The following is a 24,490-nucleotide window of genomic DNA, read 5'->3' as shown; positions in this document are numbered from 1 at the left end:
TTAATTTCATTTGTATTTGATTTTATTTAATTTAGCTTCGCTATACGATGCTTATCATTTAATTAATGCGTGATATGCACGAGGATGTGTACTAGGATAATCGCACAGAAACTAACTTCAATCAAGCTTAAAAAATTGAACTTAATTTCAGTTTTTCTGAATCAAATAGGCGCGGTAATCAAAAGCCTCTGCCGTACCAACAAAGGCCTTTGCCGCAGGCGTTAACGATTGCAAAGGCTGTGACAATAAATAAATTTCACGTTTAGATTCAGTTGCTTTAAGCGGTAAAAAGCACAAATCAGGCTCTAACATAATTGCCGCCAATTCAGGCAAAATACTCACGCCAATTCCTGCGCGAATCATCCCCAACAACGACGCCGTATTCGGTGCGCTGAGGTTAGATTTGCGGCGAATGGTGACAAAATCTGGATCTTGAATAAATTTACATAGGTCATTGACGATGAAATAGGCGTCCTGAATATCTGCCCATGTCATGCGTCCCCATTCGTCTATTTTATTGCCAATGGTAGGATGATCTTTGCGACAAACAAAGCCAAACCGATCAGAAAACAAATGGTGGGTATACAAGTTGGCCTTATCATCACAACAGGCGATGCCCACATCGGCTTGTTGTCTATTAATCGCGTCAACAACCTGTAGCGAGGTCATGTCTCGTACCTCAATCTGCAAATTCGGATGCGCCGCAATATAGTCGCGCATAATCACGGGCAATACCGCACTGGCGATAGAAGGCGTCACCGCAATTTTAATCGAGCCCGTCACCGCCTTAGCAACCCCACTGAGCGCACGAATGGTTTGCTCAAAGTGCGCCACTTCGCGCGTGGCAATGGTGTATATTTTTTGCCCCGCTGGTGTGAGTTTGTTTTTACGACTGCTTGCAAATAACGCCAGTCCCAAGGTCTCTTCAAATTGTTTTAGCATCATCGACACCGCAGACGGTGTGCGATTAAGCACCAATGCGGCTGACTCTAAACTACCACTCTCAACAACGGTGACAAAATACCGTAGCATCTCAACTTTAATTGCCATTTCAACTCATCTCTATTATGCTGATATAAATTCAGCTTGACTTAATCATTCAAACACTAGGTATACGCCTAAATAACTTAAAAATCAACCACAAATCTAGGCAATTTTATTTGCATTCTAACGGGGTATCAACATGAACAACAATCCAACCGCCAATACGAGCATCGATCATTCTAGTCATTCTAGCCATGCTAATCATGCCAATAACGCAGACACGATTCACTTACCCATCAGTCAAATTCGGGAAATCAGTTACCAAGCACTACGTAAACATGGTGCGATTGATTGGATTGCCGCCGCTGTCGCAGATGCGGTTGCTGTCGCCGAAGCCAAAGGCAACAAAATTTGTGGACTCTACTACTTAGAAAGCTATTGTCAGCAACTCCAAACGGGGCGTGTTCAAGGCCATTTAACACCGATTGTCAGCCAACCCAAGCCGAGCGCTGTCTATGTTGACGCCCAATTTGGGTTTGCCCAAGCCGCATTCGCCAAAGGCCTACCCAAGGCGATTGAAACCGCCCAAAGCCAAGGTATTTGCGTCTTATCTGTCGCGCACGCCCACACCTGTACATCGCTGGGCTATTTTACCGAACAAATTGCACACGCTGGGTTGATTGGCATCGGCATGACCAATGCGTCTGCGATAGTCTCACCCCCCAATGGCAACCAACCCGTCATTGGCACTAACCCTATCGCCATGTCGGTGCCCGCACAATCAGGCGGCATTGCCTTTCAATTTGACCAGAGCACTTCTGCTGTCGCGCTTGGCAAAATCACGATGGCCAAAGCCGCAGGCACCAAAATTCCGCTTGGCTGGGCGATTGATGCAGCGGGACAACCCACCGATGATCCTGAAAAAGCGTTGGGCGGTTCATTATGCTCAGCGGGCGGCTACAAAGGCTGGGGATTTGGTTTGATGGCTGAGATTTTTGCCGCAGGCCTGACAGGGTCAGTTAATTCAAGCGATGTCGCCGCACTAAAAGCCCCCGAGGGCAAACCGCACGACCTCGGTCAATGCTATTTGCTTATTGACCCTCAGATTAATCAACACGAGTCTTTTTGGCAACGGCTATCACAACTGACAGAAGCCGTTAACGCCCAAGACGGCGCACGTCTACCAGGCAGTATAGACAAATCAAGTAACGCGGTTGACGTCGATCGCGCGCTATGGGATAAGCTTCAGTTGCTGATTAAAGATAGCGAATCGTAGGGTCACTCTGTAAATGATTAGTCAATATTAGCAGTATCGACTCTATCTAACTTTACAGTAGCTTTACGCTTTAGTAACCACCTGCAACACTTGCCCTCGTTATTGTGCAGGCAGATTGACTCATGGTGTACTGAAAAGCCTATTGTATTGGTCGATTTGCGCACGATAAATTTTATTGACGAGTAACAAAGTCACCAACGCCAAAATAATACCGACCACATCGGATGCGAGGCTTAGGGAAGCCGCCTGTTTAAATTCGGCAATTTCTTCTGCGCGGTTAGACTGATTGTATACCACGCGTCCAAGCCAGCCATTGATTAAGAAAAAAGCCCACCAAGCACCCAAAATTGAGCCAGCTTCTACCGATTGCCAATCCTTTGGATTATGACTGACTTGCCATATCTCTCGCATCGCCTGAAAGGGTTTCCAAAGTGACATAATCGGGATAAAGTACCAACCAACAGACCAACCTGGAGTAAATTTCATACCAACAGCCCCCAACTGCCTTGCATTATAATTCGCGCGATAAACCCATTTAAGAATCAAAAAACCCGATATAATAAACACAGCCCCGTATCCTATGGCAATAACCATTTGGCGCCTGTCGTTCGCTTCTCCATCGGCAACAGCCTCGTCCTGTGACGCATAGACACCGCGTTCATAGTCTGTCAGTAGCTGGTACTCCATAAACCCAGAAATTATCGAAATCACCGCCACTACGACTTGTGCATACAACGCCCAAACAACACACTTCGTTAGCCCATCTGAATGAATAAATTGGCTCCCTGCGGCTTGCTCAATTTGCTGATACACAGATTCCCCTGGTGATTCATAAGGGTTATCAACACCTTCATCTGTTGTTTTGTCAGCCATCATTTCGGCATCTGTATCAGCTGTCATTTCAGTGCCTGTGTGCTTTATTTCGTTCATATAACATCCTTAAATAGCGTAACCACCGTACCCATCAATTGATTTATAAAAATCCTAAATTTCAGTCAACATACCAAGATAATTCAAAAAAAGCAATACCAATATCAGGGCAAATCCGATAGTATGAACCATATGACAACAAGGCATATTCTAAGCCAAAACTGCTCACTAAAGCTCGTCTAATTTAATCACTCAGATACCACCGCATAACACTAACTTGTTTATTTTATTTATATTTTTTAAAAAATAATGCGCGGTCATATACAACTAGATGGTAAGTGACATCAAAAATATCGTATCAGATAATTGCGTCTCTAGATTTGCACCAAATAAATTTGCGCATACTTTACGCATACGCTAAAACAACAAACTGATTTTAAATCATTAAATGTTATTAATATCAAAAACGCGACTAAGTTAAAACGACGTTAACTCAATTTTCCCAATCAATTAAACTTGATTTATAACTAATTTTATGGTTAGGTATAAGGCGGAAAGATTGGTAATCTTCGCTGCTTTTTGTGAGATTTTACGTGTTTCTGCGCATAACTCCATTGAAAAAATGCATTTTATTACCATGATTTAATTAAATTTTAACTATAAATAACGAAAAGGTAACCATAGTATGTCGATAAAAGAACCATTCACCGATGTAGATATACCCACCGCCAATACCGGGTTTTACGAAGGGCAGTCTATTCCGTTAGCGTCCATTTCAAAACTCATTATGGTAGTGCTTGTCCTGTGGGCATTGATTTGGTCAGATAGCGCAGGCGCAATACTGTCCAGTACCAAATGGGACAGCCTCAACATATTCAACACGTTTTACATTATTTCGGTTGGCGCATTTGCCGTCTTTTTATTCATTATTGCCGCCATCCCCAATTCGGGCAGGCGTCGATTAAGCATTAACAACGAAGGGCCTGAGTTTTCGCGTTTTTCTTGGTTTGCCATGATGTTTGGTGCGGGCTTGGGCGTTGGCTTGATGGTCTTTGCCACCGCAGAACCGATTTGGCTTTGGGGCTCTAACCCTGAAACCGTGGCAGGCAAAGTGACAGGCAACACCGCAGAGGGATTAACCGCTGGCTATCGCTACACCTTCTTACACTATGGGTTCCATGCGTGGGCCATTTATGTCGCCGCAGGGCTTAGCATGTGCTACTACGCCTATACGCGTGGTATGCCGCTGACCATTCGCTCAGCACTGACGCCACTATTTGGTCGCCATGTGAATGGTCCGCTCGGTGCGGTGATTGACATTGTTGGGGTGATTGCAACCATCCTCGGCGTTGCCGTCACGATTGGTTTTGGTGTTAGCCAATTCATTAATGGCTTATACGCCATTAGCGGCATGGAATGGATGATGGATTTAACAGGCGAGGCACCGACACCCAATCGTGTTGGATTAATCGCAGGGCTTATTGTGATTATGGCTATGTCGATTTTATCCGCCGTTTCAGGGGTTGGGCGCGGCATTAAGTGGCTATCCAATGGCAACCTAGTGATGTCACTCATCTTATTAATGACTTTTGTCATCTTTGGCTCGTTTGCTTTTGCCATGACTACTTATGGCGCCGCGTTAGGCGATTATTTATTGCACTTTTTCCAACTAAGTTTTGGTGCGCATGGCCCGCAGTCAGTCGCTGAGTTTAGCGCGCTACCTGCGGTTCAACAGACGGGTTTATCCAGCGAAGATTTACAAGCGGTATATGCCTCGGCGACCAATGCATGGGGCTCTTTGGATAGCTTCCGTGAAAGCTTACCCGAAAATCTTGCTAGCCTACCAGAAACCACCACTGCCGCCCTTTATGAAGCGGGTACAGATGGTCGCTTATTCGGTTGGCAAGCCGGCTGGACAACGTTCTACTGGGCTTGGTGGATTGCATTCGCTCCATTTGTTGGACTATTCCTTGCGCGCATTTCTAAAGGACGCACCATCCGTGAGTTCGTCCTAGGCGCGGTCATCGCCCCTTCGCTAGTATGCTGGTTGTGGATGACCATTCTCGGTGGCACAGCCATTGATTTAGAGCTTACAGGCGTTGCCGAAGGCGCTATTACAGGCGCTGAAAACACCGCTAAACTCTTTGTCACACTAGGCTATATGCTAGGCGATGGCAGCATCATACTAAAGAGCATTACTATCATGAGTATTGTGCTTATTCTGACTTTCTTAGTGACCTCGGCAGATAGTGGCATTTTGGTTATCAACACCATCGTCTCAGGCGGTGAAGAAGAAAGCGATATCCGTCACCGTATTATTTGGGGCATTGTATTAACATCAGTCATTGGGGTATTGCTATTTGCTGGCGGCGGCGGATTATCCGCGCTCCAAGATGCCATGATTATTGGCGCATTGCCCTTTACCATCATTATGGTATTGATGTGCATTTCCCTAGGAAAGGCACTCTATAATGACTATCGTCGTGAAAGTGCTGAGTAAAGCGTGTTTAGCCAGCGACATTTAACTTTCACTGACACATAACCCCAAACACGGGGGAGCTTAAGCGATTAAGCTAACTCCCCCAACTTATTAAGTCAGTGGTTCATTCGTTAGGTTATTTATTAACCAGTAACCATAAACAGTAACCACTCACCATTTAATTTACGCTACAAGAGGATTAATTGTATGTTTTCAAAAATCATGGTACCCGTCGATCTAGTGCATCGTGACACAATCGCCAAAGCCGTTGATGTCGCCTGTAACATGGCACACGAATATAACGCTGAAATTTATTTCGTCAGCGTCTCTGGCGAACTACCCAGTGAAATTGCCAGCAGTGCGGGCGAGTACGGACAAATTCTAGAGGAATTTACCGCACACAAAGCAAAGCAATACAGCATCACTGCACACGCTGTTAATTTAAAATCACCAGACCCCAGCGCAGAGGTCAACTCGAGACTATTAAAGGCGACAGAAGAGATTGGCGCTGATTTGGTTATTATGGCATCACATGAACCTGGCATTATGGATCATATCTTTAGCTCACACGGTGGACATATGGCCTCTTACGCCAAAGTTTCAGTCTTTGTTGTTCGCTAGAATTATTAGTTAGGGATTGTTAGCTGGAATTGTTAGCCAAGGTCGCTGTCAAGGCTGCCTAACGTGAACAATCGTTGTTGAATAAGCATTCAAACAACCACTAAAAACGGCGCATTGGTTGCTAGGCTAATGCGCCATTTTTGTTTAGTGTTTCTTTAGTTTTTCTTTTAGACGATTAAAGCTGAAGGTCATTGACACACTGGGATTGACACTTGGCCACTCACACTTAACGCCACTCACACTTAACGCTATTTACCCAGTGACGGATACCGTAATAAATGGATTGCCGAAATAAATGGATTGCAGTAATGGATTCATTACCCATGAAGGTAATGTGGCACGACAATGCGCCACAACGTAAACATAAAACACGGATGCGGAACTGCACATCGCTAAGAGAATTTCGCTAAGAGAGTAAGCGCAAAGAAAATCACGCAAAAAAATAGCGTTAGAACACCCAGCCAGTTGCTGGTAACTCCCCTGTCTGCAGACCTGTTTGACTCAACGCACCAACCTCTGCTTCAGTAAAGCCACGAATTTCATAAGCACGACTGTCAGCAAGTAGCGCGCGGAATAATTCATTATTGAGCGCATGACCGGATTTATATCCCATATAATGCCCAACAATCGCATAACCTGATACATACAAATCACCTACTGCATCTAGGGCTTTGTGACGAACAAATTCATCTTCGTAACGTAGCCCCTGTTCATTGAGTACCCGATACTCATCAAGCACCACGGCATTTTCTAAACTACCACCGAGCGCTAGGTTATTCTCACGCAAATATTCGCTGTCTCTTAAAAAGCCAAAGGTTCTCGCGCGTGAAAGTGATTGAACAAACTGTTGAGAAGTCAAATTCAATGAAATTCGGTTGTTGGTTTTACGAATCGCTGGGTGTGTAAAATCAATCGCAAAATCAATCTTAAATCCTCGGGAATAAGGGCTAAGCTTGGCCCATTTGTCCTCTACCCGAACTTCGACATCACGTTTGATAAAAATAAACTGTTTTTCAGCATCCTGCGTTGACAAGCCTACGTGTTGAATCGCATACACAAAGGGCGCTGACGAACCATCGACAATCGGAATTTCTGGCGCATCCACGACAATCTCGACATTATCAACCCCCAACCCCGCAAGCGCCGCCATAATGTGTTCAATGGTTGCAACACTCGCACCGCCTTGACTAATCACCGTACATAAACGCGTATCTGTCACCAATGTTGGGCAGGCACGAAAACGCTTAGCAGGCTTTAGATCACTGCGAACAAAGGTAATACCGTGATTGGCAGGCGCTGGTAATAGTTGCATGTTCACGGTTTTGCCAGAATGCAAGCCAACACCTGAAATTTCAACGGGTTTTTTGAGTGTTTTTTGTAAAATCATCAATCTAATTGGTTAGTTATATTATTCGTTATACTTTGTTTATACTTTGTTTATACTTTGTTTATACTTTGTTTATACTTTGTTTACACTTTGTTATACTTCGTCCGCTACTGACGCCGCTACTGACGTTATTAGACCAGTCCGCCACGCACCATCGATTATTAGGTAACTTGCAATCGATTTTTACGCGCTTATTCGTCTACCACTGCTAATTCTGTGCTAATTTTGCGCTAATTCTGTGCTAACTCTATTACTCAATTTCACCTTAATTTCGCCTTAAATTGCATCAATTAATCGACCTTTTTACGCAAAAATGCAGGGATATCGAGTTCAAATGGTGAGTCCCCGCGTTTTTTTGGCTCTGGTGGCGCCTTAGCGGGTGCCGCTTGACTCGCTTGCGCGGCCGCTTTACTGGCAATTTTGGCATCGCTATTGGCGTTATCAATTCCCGTTGCCACAATCGTCACGCGTAATTCGTCCTCAATCTCTTTGTCAATGACTGTGCCGATAACCACCATCGCGTCTTCATCCATAATGCCACGAATGATATTACCCACCGTTTCCAACTCGTCTAGCGCAAATTGCTCACCGCCCGTGATATTGACTAACACGCCTTTGGCGCCCGACAAGTCGATATTTTCAAGCAATGGGCTTGAGATGGCTTGACTGGCAGCCTCTTGTGCTCGGTTTTCCCCTGTTGCTGTACCTGCGCCCATCATCGCAATACCCCGTTCGGACATCACGGTTTTAACATCAGCAAAATCAACGTTAATTAAACCAGGGCGCACAATTAAGTCAGAAATCCCCTGAACCGCACCAAACAAAACGCCATTTGCCGTGTCAAACGCCTGTGAAATATTCGCTGACTTGCCCATTACCGCTAATAATCGATCATTCGGAATAGTAATTAATGAGTCCACATGATCAGATAATTCACTGATACCAGCAAGTGCCGCTTGTCCCCTTTTATTCCCTTCAAAAGTAAAAGGTTTGGTCACGACAGCAACTGTCAAAATACCTAATTCTTTGGCAATTTCTGCAATCACTGGCGCAGCACCTGTACCAGTCCCGCCGCCCATGCCAGCAGCAATAAATAGCATGTCGGTTCCATCCAAGATGCTAACCAGCTTTTCTTTGTCTTCAACGGCCGATTTGCGACCGATTTCTGGATTTGCCCCCGCACCTAGCCCGCGCGTGACCTCTTTTCCTAATTGCACCTTGTTTTTCACCGGAGACACATGCAATGCTTGCAAATCGGTATTTGCACAGTACAACTCAACACCTGCCAATTCTCTATCCATCATGTACTGGACGGCATTACCGCCACCACCACCGACACCAATCACTTTAATGACGGCAGGTTGCACACCTGTTTCGCTGTTGTCCATTAATTCAAACATGTCACTCCCCTAATTTTTTTCTATTGAAATCATCGCCTACTCTGTCGTCACTCTCACCAAAATCAGTCTAAACAACAGGTTAACCTCTGACATTTAAAAATATTGTCGCAATCGTTGTACCACTGTTTTAGCACTGGTCACAATAGACTTAATTATACCTTTTTTTCGTCGCTGCGTCAGTGCCGAGCTGTAATCTTCTTCGTAAGCACACATGAACAACCCCATCAAAGTCGCATAGCGACAGGCTTTGACCGTTTTGCCGTTAATGGTTAATTCGACCTCACCGCGGCGAACAGGCAACTGGCTTTGGTGCATGAGGAGTGTTTCAATCCCCAGCAACTGTGCCCCGCCACCGCAAATCACAAAACCCGCTGGAAAAGCTGATTCAAATCCAGCGCGGTTGATTTTTTGCATCACAATGTGAATCAAGTCTTCACAGCGATCGCGGATTACCTCTGCAATTTCGTATTTGGGATAGCTGCGCGATGCTTCGCTAAGGCCTGGAATTTCTAACGTGTCTGATAAAGGGTAGTCAAAATCGATAGCGACTTGTTGTTTAGCCCAGTCGGCTGTTTCTGTCGTAGAACGCATAAAAAACGCGACATCACTGGTGATCGCTTCGCCGCCTATTTGAATGACTTCTGAATGCTTGACCACGTTATTGGCAATGATAGTAATCTCTGTTGTGCCTGCACCAATATCTAAAACACAAACACCTAACTTTTTTTCCTCAGGCATCGTCACCGCTAATGCCGAAGCCAACCCAGCCGACACGACGGATTCCACATCAACATCGCGCTCAGAAAACACCTGTAGTAAATTTTGATAGTGCGTTTGTGTGGTGGTAATAGCATGCGCGTGAAGCTCAAGCGTTTCACCAATCAGTCCAATCGGGTCGTCTATACCATGCTGGTTATCTACGATAATATCTTGCTTTAGCAAATGCAGCAGGTGTCGCCCTTCCTGAACTGCGACATCTCGGGCAATCATGGCGGCTTGTAGCACGTTATGTTTGGTAATATGGTTACTCTTAATCACGATACGACCGTCTGCATTATGCCCGACAATATTAATGCCTGAAATAGACGAAATAATTGAATGGATTTGATAACTGCCATCTGCCTCTAGCTCATCTAACACCGCGTTGACGGTGTGCTTAACTAGTGCGATATTGGCAATCCCCCCCTTTTTAACGCCTTTGGACTGTTTTTCCACCAACGCAATGAGGTTAATATCTCCCTGAGCTGAGATATTTGCCAACGCGGCAACAATTTTCTCAGAGCCAATATCGATTGCAGCAACTATTTGTCCATACTTCATTTTTTCATCAATTTATGGTCTATATCTCAGTATGTGAAGCATCAATCAGCTCTGCTTCATTCGCTTTGGGTGCAAAGGCTGGTTGCCATTTAACAGCAAACCCACTGCGATAACGAAAATCAATCGTTTGCAGTTTTTCTAATTCGGGAATTTTACCGACTTGGTAAGCTTCTGCAAAGCGCTGTAAACGCTCTCCAAATTGATCGCGCCCGAATTTTACCACTACTTGCTTGTCTAAATGTAACTCCCAGGATAAATATGGCGTTAATACCAATTGTTTTAGTGGTAGCTGGCCTTTTGCCGCCGCTATCGGTAAAAACACGGCTTCGACCTTTTCGTAGGTATCAATGACCATCGATTCAAACCCATCTGGACCGATTAACAGCGGTAACGCCGCAAAAGCCTGATGCCCACTATTTGGAAATCGACTACCAGATGCGTCTAGCAGATACCCATCACCCCAACGATAACGCGCATCGTACTCAGAAACATGAATCAACAATTGATCAGGCCATGCCCGTTCCACCGAAACTTGCTGTATCCACGGTAATTCATGCAATGACGCTGATACGGCATTGACATCAACACCAAAAAAACTAGTTTGGTTAAATGGCTGTAATGCCGCGTGAATTTTCTCAGCGGTTGTGATTTTTATCTCGCCTTTTAACGTAATGTCATTAATCGGAAAACGGCTCGCGTCTTGTGCCAGCTGCCCAAACAACTTACCCAAAAGCAACATCGCAGCCAGCAATAACAAAAACAAACATTTGGCTAACTTACTTGCAACAAACTCCATCCACCAATCAATATCGCGGCGCATGGAAACCCCTCGTTTATCGGGTAATCGCTGGTTATTGACATAACTTGCAAAATCACGCATGGTAACTCTCCCATGAAGTTTTTAGTATTTTAATGACGGTGTCTTCGAATCGCATTCCTGCTTGTTTTGCGGCTTTTGGCACTAGCGATGTCGGCGTCATACCTGGTATGGTGTTAATTTCTAGCAGCCAAGGTTGTTGCGCCGCATCGAGCATCACATCCACCCGAGACCAGTCCTTGACGCCAATCGCTTTTGCCGCTGACTTCATTAACGTTTGGATTGCCGCTTCTTGTTCTGCTGGCAGACCACAGGGGCATTCATAAGCCGTCGCACCTGTTACGTATTTCGCTTCATAGTCATAAAAGCCCGTTTGCATTCGAATTCGAATCAGTGGCATCACTTCATCACCGATAATGGCGCCAGTTAGCTCGTCACCTTCCACCCAGCGCTCTGCCATAATCACACGGTCATAACCCCGCGCTTTTTCATACGCAGGCATAATTTCCGCTTCACTGCACACTTTGCTAATACCCACACTAGAGCCTTCTAAAGCAGGCTTGATGGCTAGCGGCAACCCAACTTGGGCGACGACATCAGCGGGGCAAACACCCGCATGCAATAGCATTTGCGGCAACACTGGCAAACCAGATGCTTGCCAAATTTGTTTGGTTTTGACCTTATCCATCGCAATAGCAGATGCCTGCATCCCACTACCAACATAAGGAATTTCAAGCCAGTCTAATATCGCTTGTAGCGTGCCGTCTTCACCACCACGTCCGTGCAGGGCAATAAAGGCAAAATCAAACGGCTTATCGATTAATACCGACAAAAATTGTCGGTCAACATCGTATAGCTCGGCGTCAATACCCGCGTCAATCAACGCATTGTATATCGCACTACCTGTTGCCAAAGAGACCGTGCGTTCAGCAGAAAACCCGCCATACAACACACCGACCTTGCCAAGCGCTTGAATCTGCTCAGGAGAAAGCCATGCGCTGGTGTCTAATGCGTTAGTGTCTAGTGCGTTCGACATATTAGTCTCCTCCGCTAGTGTTTGAACTATTCGATGCGTCTTTTGATACGGCTTGTATGTCAGTTTGCATGGCAGTTTGCATAACAACTTGCGTGGCGATTTGACCGATAGACCCAGCACCCAAAACCAAAATGACATCATCAGCATTCGCAACATGAATCGTTTGCTCAGATATTTTGTCAAACTCAGGTACAAAGATCGGCTCAACCCCACCCCGCGCTCGAATGGCACGTGCTAACGCGCGTCCATCTGCATCAGGAATATGCGCCTCACCCGCGGCATAAACGCGGGTCAGAATCAATTTATCAAACTGCGCCAACACATTGGCAAAATCATCAAATAAATCCCGTGTACGAGAAAACCGATGCGGCTGAAAGACCGCAAAAATTCGCTTATCGGGAAAAGCCGCTTTCGCCGCCGATAAGACAGCAGAAAGCTCTCGGGGATGATGCCCATAGTCTTCGAATACCGGAATTTGTGCTTGTGCCTTGGATAAATATCCACGCAACGTAAAACGCCGTCCAACGCCATTAAAATTAGCAACCCCTTGTTGGATTTGTTGCATAGGCACATCTAGTTCATGCGCAACGGCAATCGCAGCAAGCGCATTCAAAACATTATGTTTGCCTGGCATTTGTAAATCAAAGGTGACACAGGCGCTTGGGTTATCTCGCGAAAACACCACATCAAAGCTTGTCATCAAGCCTGTTGTACGGATGTCTTTAACATAAATATCGCAATCCGCAGCGCTTCCATACGTCACGACAGGGCGCCCTATATCTGGTAGGATTTTTTGAATATTGACATCATCATAACAAACCACGGCCAGCCCATAAAACGGCATTCGTTGTAAAAAATCAACGAACGTTTGTCGATAAACCGAAAAATCTCCACCGTACGTCTCTAAATGGTCTGCATCGATATTCGTTACCACCGTTAGCATTGGCGTTAGATGCAAAAACGAGGCATCCGATTCATCCGCCTCGGCAATTAAATAATCGCTTTGTCCGAGTTTTGCGCTCGTGCCTGCGCGATTTAACACGCCACCAATAACAAACGTCGGGTCTAATCCTGCATCGCCCAATAGCGAGGCCAAAATCGACGTCGTGGTGGTTTTTCCATGTGTCCCTGAAACAGCGATGCCAAATCGATAACGCATAATTTCAGCCAGCATCTCCGCGCGGCTGACTACTGGAATTCTCGCGGCATGCGCCGCGATTATCTCGGGGTTATCTGATTGAATTGCTGTCGATTTAACGACAACATCGGCTTTATTCACTTGTTCGGCTTGATGCCCCACTGTGACATCGACGCCTAGTGATTGCAGCCTTTGCGTTGCACTGGATGACTGAATATCTGAGCCCGACACAGCATAGCCCAAATTCACCATCACCTCAGCAATGCCATTCATTCCAGCGCCACCAATCCCCACAAAATGAATATGATTCACGCGGCGCATATGCTTACGTGGCTGATTATCGTACTTCACATTATCACACGTCATCTAATACCTCCTGAACAACCGCTACAATTGTCGATAACGCATGCGCATGGCTCTGTTGCAGGGCATGATTCCCCATTTCGCTCAACTGCGTTTTTGCAGCCATGAGGGTTTGTATTTCGTTTTTAAGGCGGTGCGCCGTTAACTCATCTTGTGGCACAATCACAGCCGCCCCTGCATCAACAAGAAATTTTGCATTCAAAAACTGATGATTATCAACCGCATGTGGTAGCGGAACAAAAATAGCAGCCAACCCAACTGTCGCTATTTCGCTCACCGTCAAAGCCCCAGCCCGTGCAATGACTAAATCACTATTTGCATAAGCTGCCGCCATATCGTCGATATAGGCCCGACAGTCTACTTGCGCTAAAATACCCAAGGCTTGATAAGCAGCCGACGTTTGTTCAAAGGTAGTTGCCCCCGTCTGGTGGGTCACGGTAATATTGGGCAATAGGGGCAAAACAGCCTCTGGTATGACTTCATTGATTGCTTTCGCGCCCAAACTTCCCCCGACGATTAATACCCGGACGGGCTGATTGGCGTCATGCAATCGGCCATATCGGCTACCTTGTGCCGCTAACTGCGCAATAGATTGACGCACAGGATTACCGACGATTTCACCGCGACTATGCCCATGATTTCGCTCGCCACGTGTTTTTTCACGCGCTAGCGGAAACGCCAGCAACACACGCTTTGCCCAGCGAGATGCCAATCGATTGGTGAGCCCCATGGCGGCGTTTTGCTCGTGAATAATCACTGGAATAGACAACCATTTTGCCGCCGCCGCACCTGGACCACTGGCAAAACCACCAAAGCCAATATACACATCAGGTTGGTATTGAGACAACACCGCTTTTGCCTGTCGTATGGCGTGTAAAATCGCCAACGGCGCTTTCACTAATCGCTTTAGCCCATTACCCCGCACACCTTGTATGCGGATGGTTGATAGGGCAAGTCCTGCATCAGGGACTAAACGTGACTCAATCCCCTCAGCCGTGCCCAACCAATGCACCGTCGCACCTAACGCTTGCAATTCGTGCGCTACCGCCAAAGCAGGATACACATGACCGCCCGTACCACCCGCACCAATCATAATGGTCTTACCGGTCAAGGGCGCGGCTGTTAACGGCATAGCATCAGTCATTTGGCATCCCTTGTCCTGATCTATCTATTTGCCTATCTATTTGCCTGTTTATTTGATTATTTGCTTTATTTTTTGCAGTCACCTCCCCTTGTCGCGCTAATAGGTAGCGTGATTCACTATCAATACGCAGCAGCAATGCAAACAAAATAAAACTGGCCAACAAAGACGACCCGCCAAAGCTTATCATGGGTAGCGTCAAACCTTTTGTTGGCAAGATACCTGTCGCAACCGACATGTTGATTAACGATTGAATCGCTAACCACACGCCAATACCGTAGGCCAGACAACTCGCAAACCGCATACGCACTTTGTCGGCATTACTGGCAATGACAAACGCACGCCAAACGACAATCGTAAACAGTATCATTAACACACAAACGCCGACCAATCCTAGCTCTTCGGCAATAATAGAAAAAATAAAATCAGTGTGTGCCTCAGGTAAATAATGGTGTTTTTGAATGCTTTCCCCCATCCCGACACCGAGGGTCTCACCACGCCCAATGGCAATTAGCGATTGCACCAATTGATAACCGCTACCAAACGCATCTTCCCAAGGGTCTAAAAAACTCACCAATCGTGCACGCCGATAAGGCGCTGCAACCAATACCAGCGCTGCAACAATAGCCACTGCAATCGAACACGAAACAAAGCGAACCAAACATACGCCCGCTAAAAAAATCATACCCAATACGGTCGCACCAATGACGACAGTTGCGCCAAAATCGGGTTGTTTTAACAGCAGCACGGCAAATACCGCTAATACAATCAGCAACCTAAGCATCGCCCAGAGTGACTTATGAATTTGATTCTGATAGCGATGCAAATACGCAGCCGCATAAATCATCATGCAAACCCTAGCAAATTCAGATGCCTGAATATTAACGATACCTAGCGGAATCCAGCGCATCGCGCCATTAATTTCACGCCCGACACCGGGCACTAACACCAACAATAAAAAACCAAATCCAACCAATAAGATTCGGTACGAATGCTTAAACCACCAATTAGAAGGCACCATAAAAACAGCATAGGCGATAACAAACCCTAGCCCCATGTATAAGCCTTGGCGCAATGATATCGCAAAAGGCGAACCATAGCTTCCTGCCCGTGGCATCGAGGCACTAGTTAGCATTACCCAGCCATAAAGCATCAACAATAGCAAACTAAACACCAATAATTTATCAGGAAATAACAGGCCTGACCAACGGCTTTGCGTTGTTTGCGTCTGATAAAAATCCTGCAATGGCGAATGCGTTATTGTTTGCTGTCTAGAAACCATTGTTTTATGCATCAATCCACTCCCTTACTATTTTTTCAAACAAGTCACCACGCGCCAAATAACTACTAAACATATCAAAACTCGCACACGCTGGTGATAACAACACCACATCCCCTGGAACAGCGATACGAATAGCCGTGCTAACTGCTTCGTTCAAATCATTCACGCGGCTTATCGCCACGCTACCTTGAAGCACCGTCGCTAATAACGGGGCATCTTCACCCATTAATAACACGTGCTTGGCATGGTTTTTGCAGACTTGTTTTAATGGTGAAAAGTCTTGGCCTTTGCCTTGCCCACCAGCAATTAAAATAATCGGTGCGTCAATACCGCGAATCGCAGCAACCGCCGCACCGACATTTGTGCCCTTGGAGTCGTTAATAAATAGGACACCGTCTTTTTTCCCCACTGTCACCGAACGACTAGGTAAAGGAACAAATTGCTGACACGCTGCTACCACTGCAGCATCGCGTATTTTTAAACGCTTTGCCATGGCAAAAACCGCCATGATATTTTCGGCATGGTGCAGTCCGACTTGAGAAAAATTCGCCATATCAAACAGTGCTTGCTGACCTGCATAAATCATGTCTGCTTCACAATGATAGGTCGCTGGAATCATTCGGTTGCGCTCACCAGAAAAATAAACCACGTTATTGTATTTTTGCGCATAATCTAGCACGTTACTATCCGCTGCGTTTGCCACACAGTAATCGGCTTGTGCAAAAATTTTTGCTTTGGTGGCCACATAATCAGCATAGCTATCGTAACGATCCAAATGATCGGGGCTAACATTTAACCAAGTGCCAATAGCTAAGTGCAAGCTAGGTGCACGTTCTAAATGATAACTAGATAGCTCTACAATGTAACCATCGCATTGGTCATCAGAGCCCTGCAACGCGGCCAATACGGGCACACCGATATTGCCACATAACAAATAATCAAGCCCTTGTTGCTGTGTTGCCAAATGCAACATTGACACCACGCTAGACTTGCCGTTAGAACCCGTCACACCGATGACTGGGCGCGTTGTCAACCGACCGAATAATTCAATATCCGTAATAATTTTAGCCACAGCATTCACAAAACAAGCGCGGCGCAAATCAACCCCAGGCGAGACTAAAATGGTGGCAAATTCGGCAAAGGTTTTTGCTTCAAATGGACCTAAAGCAACCATATCAGGGTTTTCAGAAAAATGCTGCGGCAGTATCTTGCGCTCATCAAAAACTTGGCACTGGATGCCTACCGCAGACAATAAATTAAAACAAGACTTCCCTGTCAACCCTGCACCAATAATGGCAACAGGCTCTGGTAGCATCAGTTGTTTTAATTTTTCTTCAACAAACATGGTAATAAAAAAATAATCTTATCTAAGTTTAAGTAACGACAGCCCAATCAACACGAGCACCACCGTCACTATCCAAAAGCGAACGGTGACACGCGACTCGGGCCAACCTTTTAATTCAAAGTGGTGATGAATAGGCGCCATGCGGAAAATCCGCTTGCCCGTTAGCCGATAAGAGATGACTTGCATCGCGACAGATACGGTCTCTAAGACAAAAATCCCCCCCATAATGGCCAACACAAATTCTTGCCGTATCGCAATAGCAATAATACCGAGCAAAGCGCCTAAGGCTAAAGCACCCACATCCCCCATAAAAACCAACGCAGGGTGCGCGTTAAACCATAAAAAACCCAACCCCGCGCCCGCAATGGCACCACAAATAATTGCCATTTCACCCGAACCGCGAACAAATGGCATATGCAGGTACTCAGCAAAAGTAAAATGCCCTGTCACATAAGCATAAACACCTAACCCCGCGGCAACTAAAACCGTTGGCAAAATCGCCAATCCATCTAATCCATCGGTTAAATTTACCGCATTACTGGCGCCCGTTAGCACCAAGAATACCCACGGGATGAATAACAACCCCAGCGGCAAGGCAACGTCTTTTAACATGGGGAAAAGTAACGCCGTATCTAATGGATCATCGGCAATCAAAAACAACCAAATCGCTGCCAAAATAGCAATCACAGACTGCAATAAATATTTTTCTTTGGCGCGCAACCCCAACGGGTCTTTTTTGATTAACTTACGATAATCATCGAGCCAGCCGACATAGCCAAACCCCGCGGTGACAAAAATACAAATCCACACATACACATTACTTAAATTGCACCAAGCTAGCGTCGCCAGCCCAATCGAAAGCAATATCAACACGCCACCCATCGTTGGTGTCCCTTGTTTCTTAAAATGCGACTCTGGTCCGTCGTCTCGCACAAATTGCCCCATTTGCTTGACCTGTAATAAACGAATCATTTTAGGTCCAAAACAAATGGACACTAAAAACGCCGTCAGTGCCGCTAGAATAATGCGCAATGTCACATAAGAAATGGCATTAAAAATAGAAAACTGATCGACCAATAACTGTGAAAGATGGTAAAACACAACTACTCCTCTACTGGGTTAATCTGTTGGCGCAAAAATTCAACAATCGTTTCCATTTTCATGCTTCTCGAGCCTTTGACCAAAATTGTCGTGGGCACTGTTTTATCAACGTTGGATATAATCCACTGTAATAATTCGTCGCTCAGGCGCTGTTTATCCAAAAACCACTGCGCCCGCTGATTGTGCTGCGCAAAATACTGCATCATTGTCCCTGTACAAAAAAAAGCATCAGCCGCGTGTTGCAAGCTTGCACCTAGCTGCGCATGAATTTCAATCTGCGCCTCGCCCAACTCCGCCATATCACCTAACACCATAATTTTATAACCTGTTGCAAAAGAAAGCGCATCACCAGCGGCCTGCATTGATTGCGGATTCGCGTTATAGGTATCATCAATGATTACTACCTGACCAAGCTGAATCAGTTGCTGCCGCCCTGCGGCCAACGTAAAGGTTTGCAAACCGGCCACAACGGCAGCCATGGGCAAACCCGCTGCATACGCGGCAGCGGCAGCGGCAATTGCATTTTGTACATAGTGTTTACCGACTACTGGCAAGTTCACAGTCGCTGTATGTTGACCATAATGCAAAGTAAACCGCTGTTCAGCAAGCTGTATATCACTGGCATAAACGTCAGCACCGGCATTTTCCCGCATCGAAAAGGTCACCTTACTGCCAGCGTTTGCCGCCATATCCTGCCACCAATTGGCATACGCATCATCGGCATTAATCACCGCCGTTTGGTGCGACTGCAAAGCGGAAAATAATTCACCTTTGCCTTTTGCCACGCCATCTAGCCCACCAAATCCTGCTAAGTGTGCCTGCCCAGCATTTAATACCAACCCCACATCAGGCTGCACAATTTCTGCTAAATACGCAATTTCACCCTGATGATTAGCCCCCATTTCGATGACAGCAAACTGACAATCCTCAGGTAACGCAAACCACGTAAACGGAACACCCAAATCGTTATTCAAGTTCCCTTGTGTCATATGCGTTTTACCAACTTGCTGACAAATATTTGCCAACATCTGTTTCGTGGTCGTTTTACCCACTGACCCGGTTAACCCGATGACTTGGCCGCCAAATTGCCGTCGAATTTCAGCCGCCAGTAACCCTAAAGCGCGCCGCGTATCCTTGACCACAATTTGCGGACAGTCGATTGGCTGTTTGCTTTCAACCACTAATAAATTTGCACCCTGATTAACGGCCGCTTGACAAAAATCATGCCCATCAAAGTGCTCACCAACCAAAGCAACAAAGCAATCCATTGGCTTAATGGCTCGGCTATCTGTATTAATTGACGCTATCATGGCGGTGTTATGTGCTGATTCGTCCAGCGTTTCCACCAATAGCGAGCGCCATACGCGATTCAAGGTCTTTGCATCAAAGGGTTTCATCTTGCCTCACCTCTCCGCGTTTTTTGCGCATTTTTTGCGCGTTTCTTGCGACGTTACAAGCCACTCAGCAACAACGGCATAGTCGCTAAAATCAAATGTTTGATCGCCTATTATTTGATACGTTTCGTGCCCTTTACCCGCAATCAACAACACATCCCCTGCCTGCAACTGCGCCAATCCAGCACAAATTGCTGTTTTGCGTGAAGCAACCACGGTGAACTTGGCTTCATTTTCCACGCCTTGCCAAATATCGGCAATAATATCAGCTGACGATTCTGTCCTTGGGTTATCGTCAGTGATAATGCCTGCGTCCGCATGCGCTTCAACCGCAGCCGCCATCAACGGCCGCTTGCCTTTATCACGATCGCCGCCACAACCAAACACCGCAATAATTTTACCCGACACTTGCTCGCGCAGACTCTGCAACGTGCGAATTAACGCATCCGGTGTATGCGCGTAATCAATCACAGCAACGCCACCATTCGGCAAGTGAATTGGGTCAATGCGACCTGTAACACCACGAATTGATGCCGTTTTATTTAGCAACGCTGCCCACGCAAACCCACTGGCTTGAAGCGCCAACATCGCTGCCACCAGATTATGTGCATTAAACCGTCCCCAAACAGGCGCGGTTAGATTTTCTGTCCATTGCTTACCGTTGGTTTTACGCTGCAATTTGACCGAAATGCCATTTGCAGATAATTGAATATCCGTTAATCTGACAGCGTTATCGTAATCCAACACGGCATCCGATTCACCATAAACCCAAACACATTTGCCCGCCGCTTGCACCTGCGCAGCTAACCGAGCACCATAGTTACCCACATCACTCGCATCACTGGCGTCACTCGCGTCACTCTCGCCACCATGGTTATCATGCATCCCATCGACATTAATGATTGCCGTATGCACGGTCGGCAGCATGAATAATTTGGCCTTTTCTAGAAAATACTGCGCCATATCACCATGAAAATCTAAATGGTCTTGCGTTAAATTCGTAAACACAGCAACACCAAAATCAACAGCCGACACGCGGTGCAAGGCCAGTGCATGCGATGATACTTCCATCGCAACACCACTGGACTGTTGACTGAGTTCTGCTAAAATTGCCTGCACCGCCAACGCATCAGGCGTCGTATGCGACAACGCTGTCAGCGCATCAGACGCGCCACCATTCAGTCGCCCGTAACCCATCGTGCCAATCACTGAAAAATCAGCCAATTGTGCGATATATTGTGTCACACTGGTTTTGCCATTCGTTCCTGTAACCCCAATCGGGGCAATATCGAATATTGGCTGATAAAATCGACGACCGATTTCACTCATATGCTGGCTCAAACTAGGAATAGCAATCCAGTTATCCGCACAAGCAAATCGTGAAAGGTCATAGGGCGGTTCATAGACCACCGCCGCTGGTTGACTTTTGCCCTTAAGACATTCATCCCTAAGGTAGTCTAAGCCATGCGAACGTAGCCCAGCCTGTGCAAAAAAAACGGTCTGTGGTGTTATTTTTCGCGAATCATTAGTTATCGCAGATACCGTCACATCCGTCGGTATTAATCTTGTCAATCCATCAAGTAATTCAGATAAGTACATTACTCGTCCTTTTTATTAATCTGAATTGACTTCGCACCATTGACGGATGGCGCTTGATCAGACGCGACCCCTAAAATACGCAGCGTCATGCCGACGACTTTGGCAAATACTGGCCCCGCAACTGCGCCACCATAATAAGCATCACCCTGCGGATCATCGACCATCACGACCATCACAATACTTGGGTCTTTAGCGGGCGCAAATCCAGCAAATACCGATCGATAACGATCTTTTGCGTATTGCCCGTCAATCACTTTATGCACGGTTCCTGTTTTTCCTGCAACCGAGTAATCTTGCATATAATCGCCTTTGGTCGCGCGTGTTCCTGTTCCCCCGTCTCCAACCGCGAGCGCCAACATATCTCTCACGGCTTCTGCGCTCTGATGACTAATTATCCGCTTTGCCTCGGGCAACGTGTTTTGTTTGACCAATGTTGCAGGAATATATTGTCCATCGTTGGCAAGAACAGCATACGCTTGCGCTAGCTGAAGTGCGTTGGTCGATATCCCGTAACCGTACGAATTTGTGCAATACTCAAAATCCCCCATTCTGGAAAAATCACGTAGCATGCCTTTTTGCTCGCCCGGGAAATCAATCTGACTCGATTGACCAAAACCCACGGCGGCATACATCGCATGTAACTTTTCCCGTGGTAGACGCAACGCAATCTTGCATGTACCAACATTGCTTGATTTTTTAATCACACGAGCCACATCTAACTCACCATAATTACGCACATCGCGAACCACATGGCTGCCTACTTTCATAAACCCAGGCTTTGTGTCTATTGCTGTGTTTGCTGTAATTAACCCACTGTCCATGGCACTGGCCACTACAAAAGGCTTCAAGACAGAGCCTGGTTCAAAGGTGTCGGTAATCGCACGATTTTTGACTAGCGCAGGTTTACGCTCTTGGGCATTATTGGGATTTCCTGAAGGCACTGAAACCATGGCTAAAATTTCTGATGTTTTGGCATCCAATACAACAGCGGTCGCCGCAGTGGCATTATTTTCCTGCGCTGCTTCTAACAACGCCAGATACGTCAAATATTGAATCCGTTTATCGATAGTTAGTTCAAGCGGCTGCCCTTGCACAGGCGGCTTGATTTCTTGCAATATATCAACGACTCTGCCAGAGCGATCACGGACAATCTCCGAAGACCCCGCCAAACCCGCTAACCAATCATTGTATGACAGCTCGATGCCTTCTTGCCCTTCATCATCAATATTGTTAAAGCCTATAATTTGTGAAGTCACCTCTGCCGCAGGATAAAAGCGTCGATACTCACGCAACTCATACACCCCTGGCAAACGTTTATCCACGACATGCTTTGCAACGGATGGCTCCATACCACGCCGCACAAAAATAAACGTACTCTCTGTTTTCGCTTGAATTCTTTCTGTTAATTTAGCAACAGGATAGCCAATTAAATCCGCCAATTCACTAATCACCTCGGGTGTTTCGATGATTTCTTTGGGATTTACCCAGATACTACTGACTGGCGTACTGACCGCTAATGGGACTTGGTTTCTATCGACAATCTCACCGCGCAATGCGGGCTCTTTTTTTACACGAACAAATCGGCTATTACCTTGCCCGACTAAAAAGTCGGCATGATAAACTTGCAAATAAACGACCCGCGTCAAAACCCCCAACGCAAAAAAAAGCAGCAACAACAAGACAACATTTCGCCTTGTTGTTGCGCCATAAGGGGAGACAAACCGCTTCATACTTATCTCAAAGGAGATTATTCAACGCGATAAACGACTTGCTGAGCCGTTGGCAATGCCATGCCCAATCGCTTTTCAGCCACTTGATAAATAATCGCTTCATCGGTTAGCGTCGATTCTTCTAGCACCAGCTGGCTCCATTGTAGGCGCATCTGGTCTCGCTCAGACTTAACCGATTGAATTTGGCTCATCAACCGTTTTGCTTGGTAGCCAGATTCAGCGACTTGAACCGCACCAACCGCCAAGGTAAATACCAACCCACCCAACATCAATAATATTCTCATAATTTTTCTATTACCCTCATAATTGAACTACGTGCGCGCGGATTTTGCGCAATCTCTGCCTCACTCGGTCGAACGGGCCGACCAATCAGACGCACCTTGTTAAATTCGGCCGAACTAAAGACCGGTATTTCTGGTGGCAACTCATTGCCTGCCAAACTTTTAACAAACTGCTTTACCGCTTTATCTTCTAGCGAGTGGAATGCAATAACGACTAATCGCCCACCCTTTTTTAAAGCCAGATAAGCTTGATGCAAAACCGCCTCAAGCTCCTCTAACTCTCGATTCACATAAATGCGAATCGCTTGAAAAGTGCGGGTCGCCGGATGGCGACCCGGTGTGTGAAATCGAACAGGTATTGCTGATTTCACGATCTCTGCCAGTTGTGTTGTTGTAGCTATCAAACTCGAGGTGCGCGCTTTAATTATTTTTTTTGCTATTTGTTTGGCAAAGCGCTCTTCCCCCATGCAAGCGATGACATTCGCTAAATCGCCATAAGTGGCGTTATTCACAAACTCCTTGGCAGTGATTCCGGTTTCGGGGTTCATTCGCATATCTAGCTCACCATCACGCGTAAAACTAAATCCTCGCGATGCTTCGTCCAACTGCGGCGAAGAAACCCCCAAATCTAACAAGACGCCATCCAAGCTATTTTTACCTAACCCAGGAAATAGCGTCATAAACTCTGAAAAATTACCACTCGCAAAACAAAATCGCGTATCGGTAATTTTTGTCGCCGTTTTAATGGCAGCAGGGTCTCGATCGACGGCGTAAAGCTTTCCTTCTTGACCCAATTGCGACAAAATACCTTGGCTATGACCGCCTCGCCCAAATGTTGCGTCCAAGTAAACGCCATCTGGTTGAATAGCCAATGCGGTCAACGATGCATCTAACAAAACCGAAACATGCTCGCTCATCGAAGTACC

The 24,490-nt window shown here is 46.2% G+C and carries 20 protein-coding genes; 3 read left to right on the top strand and 17 right to left on the bottom strand.

Features of this window, described 5'->3' with window-relative positions; genetic code table 11:
• Positions 1-147: 147 nt before the first annotated feature.
• Positions 148-1,050, bottom strand: a complete 903-nt coding sequence (locus tag GCU85_RS06020) for a LysR family transcriptional regulator (protein ID WP_152810280.1) — start codon at positions 1,048-1,050, stop codon at positions 148-150.
• A gap of 217 nt (positions 1,051-1,267) precedes the next feature.
• Here GCU85_RS06020 and GCU85_RS06015 point away from each other — a divergent pair, with 217 nt between their 5' ends.
• A complete protein-coding gene (locus tag GCU85_RS06015) occupies positions 1,268-2,260 on the top strand; it encodes an Ldh family oxidoreductase (RefSeq protein WP_407944977.1) in 993 nt (330 codons plus the stop codon).
• A 120-nt stretch (positions 2,261-2,380) separates the two neighbouring features.
• Here GCU85_RS06015 and GCU85_RS06010 read toward each other — a convergent pair whose 3' ends face one another.
• Positions 2,381-3,190 (bottom strand): DUF4328 domain-containing protein, encoded by an 810-nt coding sequence (locus GCU85_RS06010; RefSeq protein ID WP_218110570.1) that lies wholly within the window; start codon positions 3,188-3,190, stop codon positions 2,381-2,383.
• A 625-nt stretch (positions 3,191-3,815) separates the two neighbouring features.
• On the opposite strand from GCU85_RS06010, the gene GCU85_RS06005 reads away from it, so the two are divergent.
• Positions 3,816-5,630 carry a BCCT family transporter gene (locus GCU85_RS06005; RefSeq protein ID WP_152810278.1) on the top strand — a complete coding sequence of 605 codons (1,815 nt, stop codon included), beginning with the start codon at positions 3,816-3,818 and terminating at the stop codon, positions 5,628-5,630.
• Between the two features lie 186 nt (positions 5,631-5,816).
• Positions 5,817-6,230 (top strand): universal stress protein, encoded by a 414-nt coding sequence (locus tag GCU85_RS06000; protein ID WP_152810277.1) that lies wholly within the window; start codon positions 5,817-5,819, stop codon positions 6,228-6,230.
• Positions 6,231-6,678: 448 nt separating this feature from the next.
• Here GCU85_RS06000 and lpxC read toward each other — a convergent pair whose 3' ends face one another.
• The 15 genes from lpxC to rsmH all read right to left on the bottom strand — a co-directional run bounded on the left by lpxC (position 6,679) and on the right by rsmH (position 24,481).
• On the bottom strand, positions 6,679-7,617 hold the full coding sequence (lpxC, locus tag GCU85_RS05995) for a UDP-3-O-acyl-N-acetylglucosamine deacetylase (RefSeq protein ID WP_152810276.1): 939 nt from the start codon (positions 7,615-7,617) through the stop codon (positions 6,679-6,681).
• 290 nt (positions 7,618-7,907) lie between these two features.
• Positions 7,908-9,017, bottom strand: a complete 1,110-nt coding sequence (gene ftsZ / locus GCU85_RS05990; protein WP_152810275.1) for a cell division protein FtsZ — start codon at positions 9,015-9,017, stop codon at positions 7,908-7,910.
• A gap of 93 nt (positions 9,018-9,110) precedes the next feature.
• Positions 9,111-10,337 (bottom strand): cell division protein FtsA, encoded by a 1,227-nt coding sequence (gene ftsA / locus GCU85_RS05985; RefSeq protein ID WP_152810274.1) that lies wholly within the window; start codon positions 10,335-10,337, stop codon positions 9,111-9,113.
• Positions 10,338-10,356: 19 nt separating this feature from the next.
• On the bottom strand, positions 10,357-11,217 hold the full coding sequence (locus tag GCU85_RS05980) for a cell division protein FtsQ/DivIB (RefSeq protein ID WP_152810273.1): 861 nt from the start codon (positions 11,215-11,217) through the stop codon (positions 10,357-10,359).
• Positions 11,210-12,190, bottom strand: a complete 981-nt coding sequence (locus GCU85_RS05975; RefSeq protein ID WP_152810272.1) for a D-alanine--D-alanine ligase — start codon at positions 12,188-12,190, stop codon at positions 11,210-11,212. Before GCU85_RS05975 ends, GCU85_RS05980 begins: the two co-directional genes overlap by 8 nt.
• A 1-nt stretch (position 12,191) precedes the next feature.
• Positions 12,192-13,694: a UDP-N-acetylmuramate--L-alanine ligase gene (gene murC / locus GCU85_RS05970; RefSeq protein ID WP_152810271.1), complete on the bottom strand. Its 1,503-nt coding sequence runs from the start codon at positions 13,692-13,694 to the stop codon at positions 12,192-12,194.
• The gene (gene murG / locus GCU85_RS05965; protein ID WP_235896237.1) at positions 13,684-14,835 is read right to left on the bottom strand and encodes an undecaprenyldiphospho-muramoylpentapeptide beta-N-acetylglucosaminyltransferase; all 1,152 of its coding nucleotides are present in this window, start codon (positions 14,833-14,835) and stop codon (positions 13,684-13,686) included. The genes murC and murG overlap by 11 nt, the downstream gene beginning before the upstream one ends.
• The gene (ftsW, locus tag GCU85_RS05960) at positions 14,828-16,126 is read right to left on the bottom strand and encodes a putative lipid II flippase FtsW (RefSeq protein ID WP_152810270.1); all 1,299 of its coding nucleotides are present in this window, start codon (positions 16,124-16,126) and stop codon (positions 14,828-14,830) included. Before ftsW ends, murG begins: the two co-directional genes overlap by 8 nt.
• Positions 16,119-17,459 (bottom strand): UDP-N-acetylmuramoyl-L-alanine--D-glutamate ligase, encoded by a 1,341-nt coding sequence (murD, locus tag GCU85_RS05955; RefSeq protein ID WP_152810269.1) that lies wholly within the window; start codon positions 17,457-17,459, stop codon positions 16,119-16,121. The genes ftsW and murD overlap by 8 nt, the downstream gene beginning before the upstream one ends.
• 18 nt (positions 17,460-17,477) lie before the next feature.
• Complete coding sequence (gene mraY / locus GCU85_RS05950) at positions 17,478-18,560, bottom strand: phospho-N-acetylmuramoyl-pentapeptide-transferase (protein ID WP_328592800.1); 1,083 nt, start codon at positions 18,558-18,560, stop codon at positions 17,478-17,480.
• Between the two features lie 2 nt (positions 18,561-18,562).
• Complete coding sequence (locus GCU85_RS05945; protein WP_152810268.1) at positions 18,563-19,957, bottom strand: UDP-N-acetylmuramoyl-tripeptide--D-alanyl-D-alanine ligase; 1,395 nt, start codon at positions 19,955-19,957, stop codon at positions 18,563-18,565.
• A gap of 6 nt (positions 19,958-19,963) precedes the next feature.
• A complete protein-coding gene (locus GCU85_RS05940; RefSeq protein WP_152810267.1) occupies positions 19,964-21,553 on the bottom strand; it encodes a UDP-N-acetylmuramoyl-L-alanyl-D-glutamate--2,6-diaminopimelate ligase in 1,590 nt (529 codons plus the stop codon).
• Positions 21,553-23,283 carry a peptidoglycan D,D-transpeptidase FtsI family protein gene (locus GCU85_RS05935; protein ID WP_152810266.1) on the bottom strand — a complete coding sequence of 577 codons (1,731 nt, stop codon included), beginning with the start codon at positions 23,281-23,283 and terminating at the stop codon, positions 21,553-21,555. Before GCU85_RS05935 ends, GCU85_RS05940 begins: the two co-directional genes overlap by 1 nt.
• A 17-nt stretch (positions 23,284-23,300) precedes the next feature.
• Positions 23,301-23,567, bottom strand: a complete 267-nt coding sequence (ftsL, locus tag GCU85_RS05930) for a cell division protein FtsL (RefSeq protein ID WP_152810265.1) — start codon at positions 23,565-23,567, stop codon at positions 23,301-23,303.
• Positions 23,564-24,481 (bottom strand): 16S rRNA (cytosine(1402)-N(4))-methyltransferase RsmH, encoded by a 918-nt coding sequence (rsmH, locus tag GCU85_RS05925; RefSeq protein WP_152810264.1) that lies wholly within the window; start codon positions 24,479-24,481, stop codon positions 23,564-23,566. The genes ftsL and rsmH overlap by 4 nt, the downstream gene beginning before the upstream one ends.
• Positions 24,482-24,490: the final 9 nt, after the last annotated feature.

The organism is Ostreibacterium oceani, assembly GCF_009362845.1.
GTDB lineage: Bacteria > Pseudomonadota > Gammaproteobacteria > Cardiobacteriales > Ostreibacteriaceae > Ostreibacterium > Ostreibacterium oceani.
The sequence above is the reverse complement of the archived record's forward strand: the minus strand, read 5'-3'. Positions and strand labels throughout refer to the sequence as shown.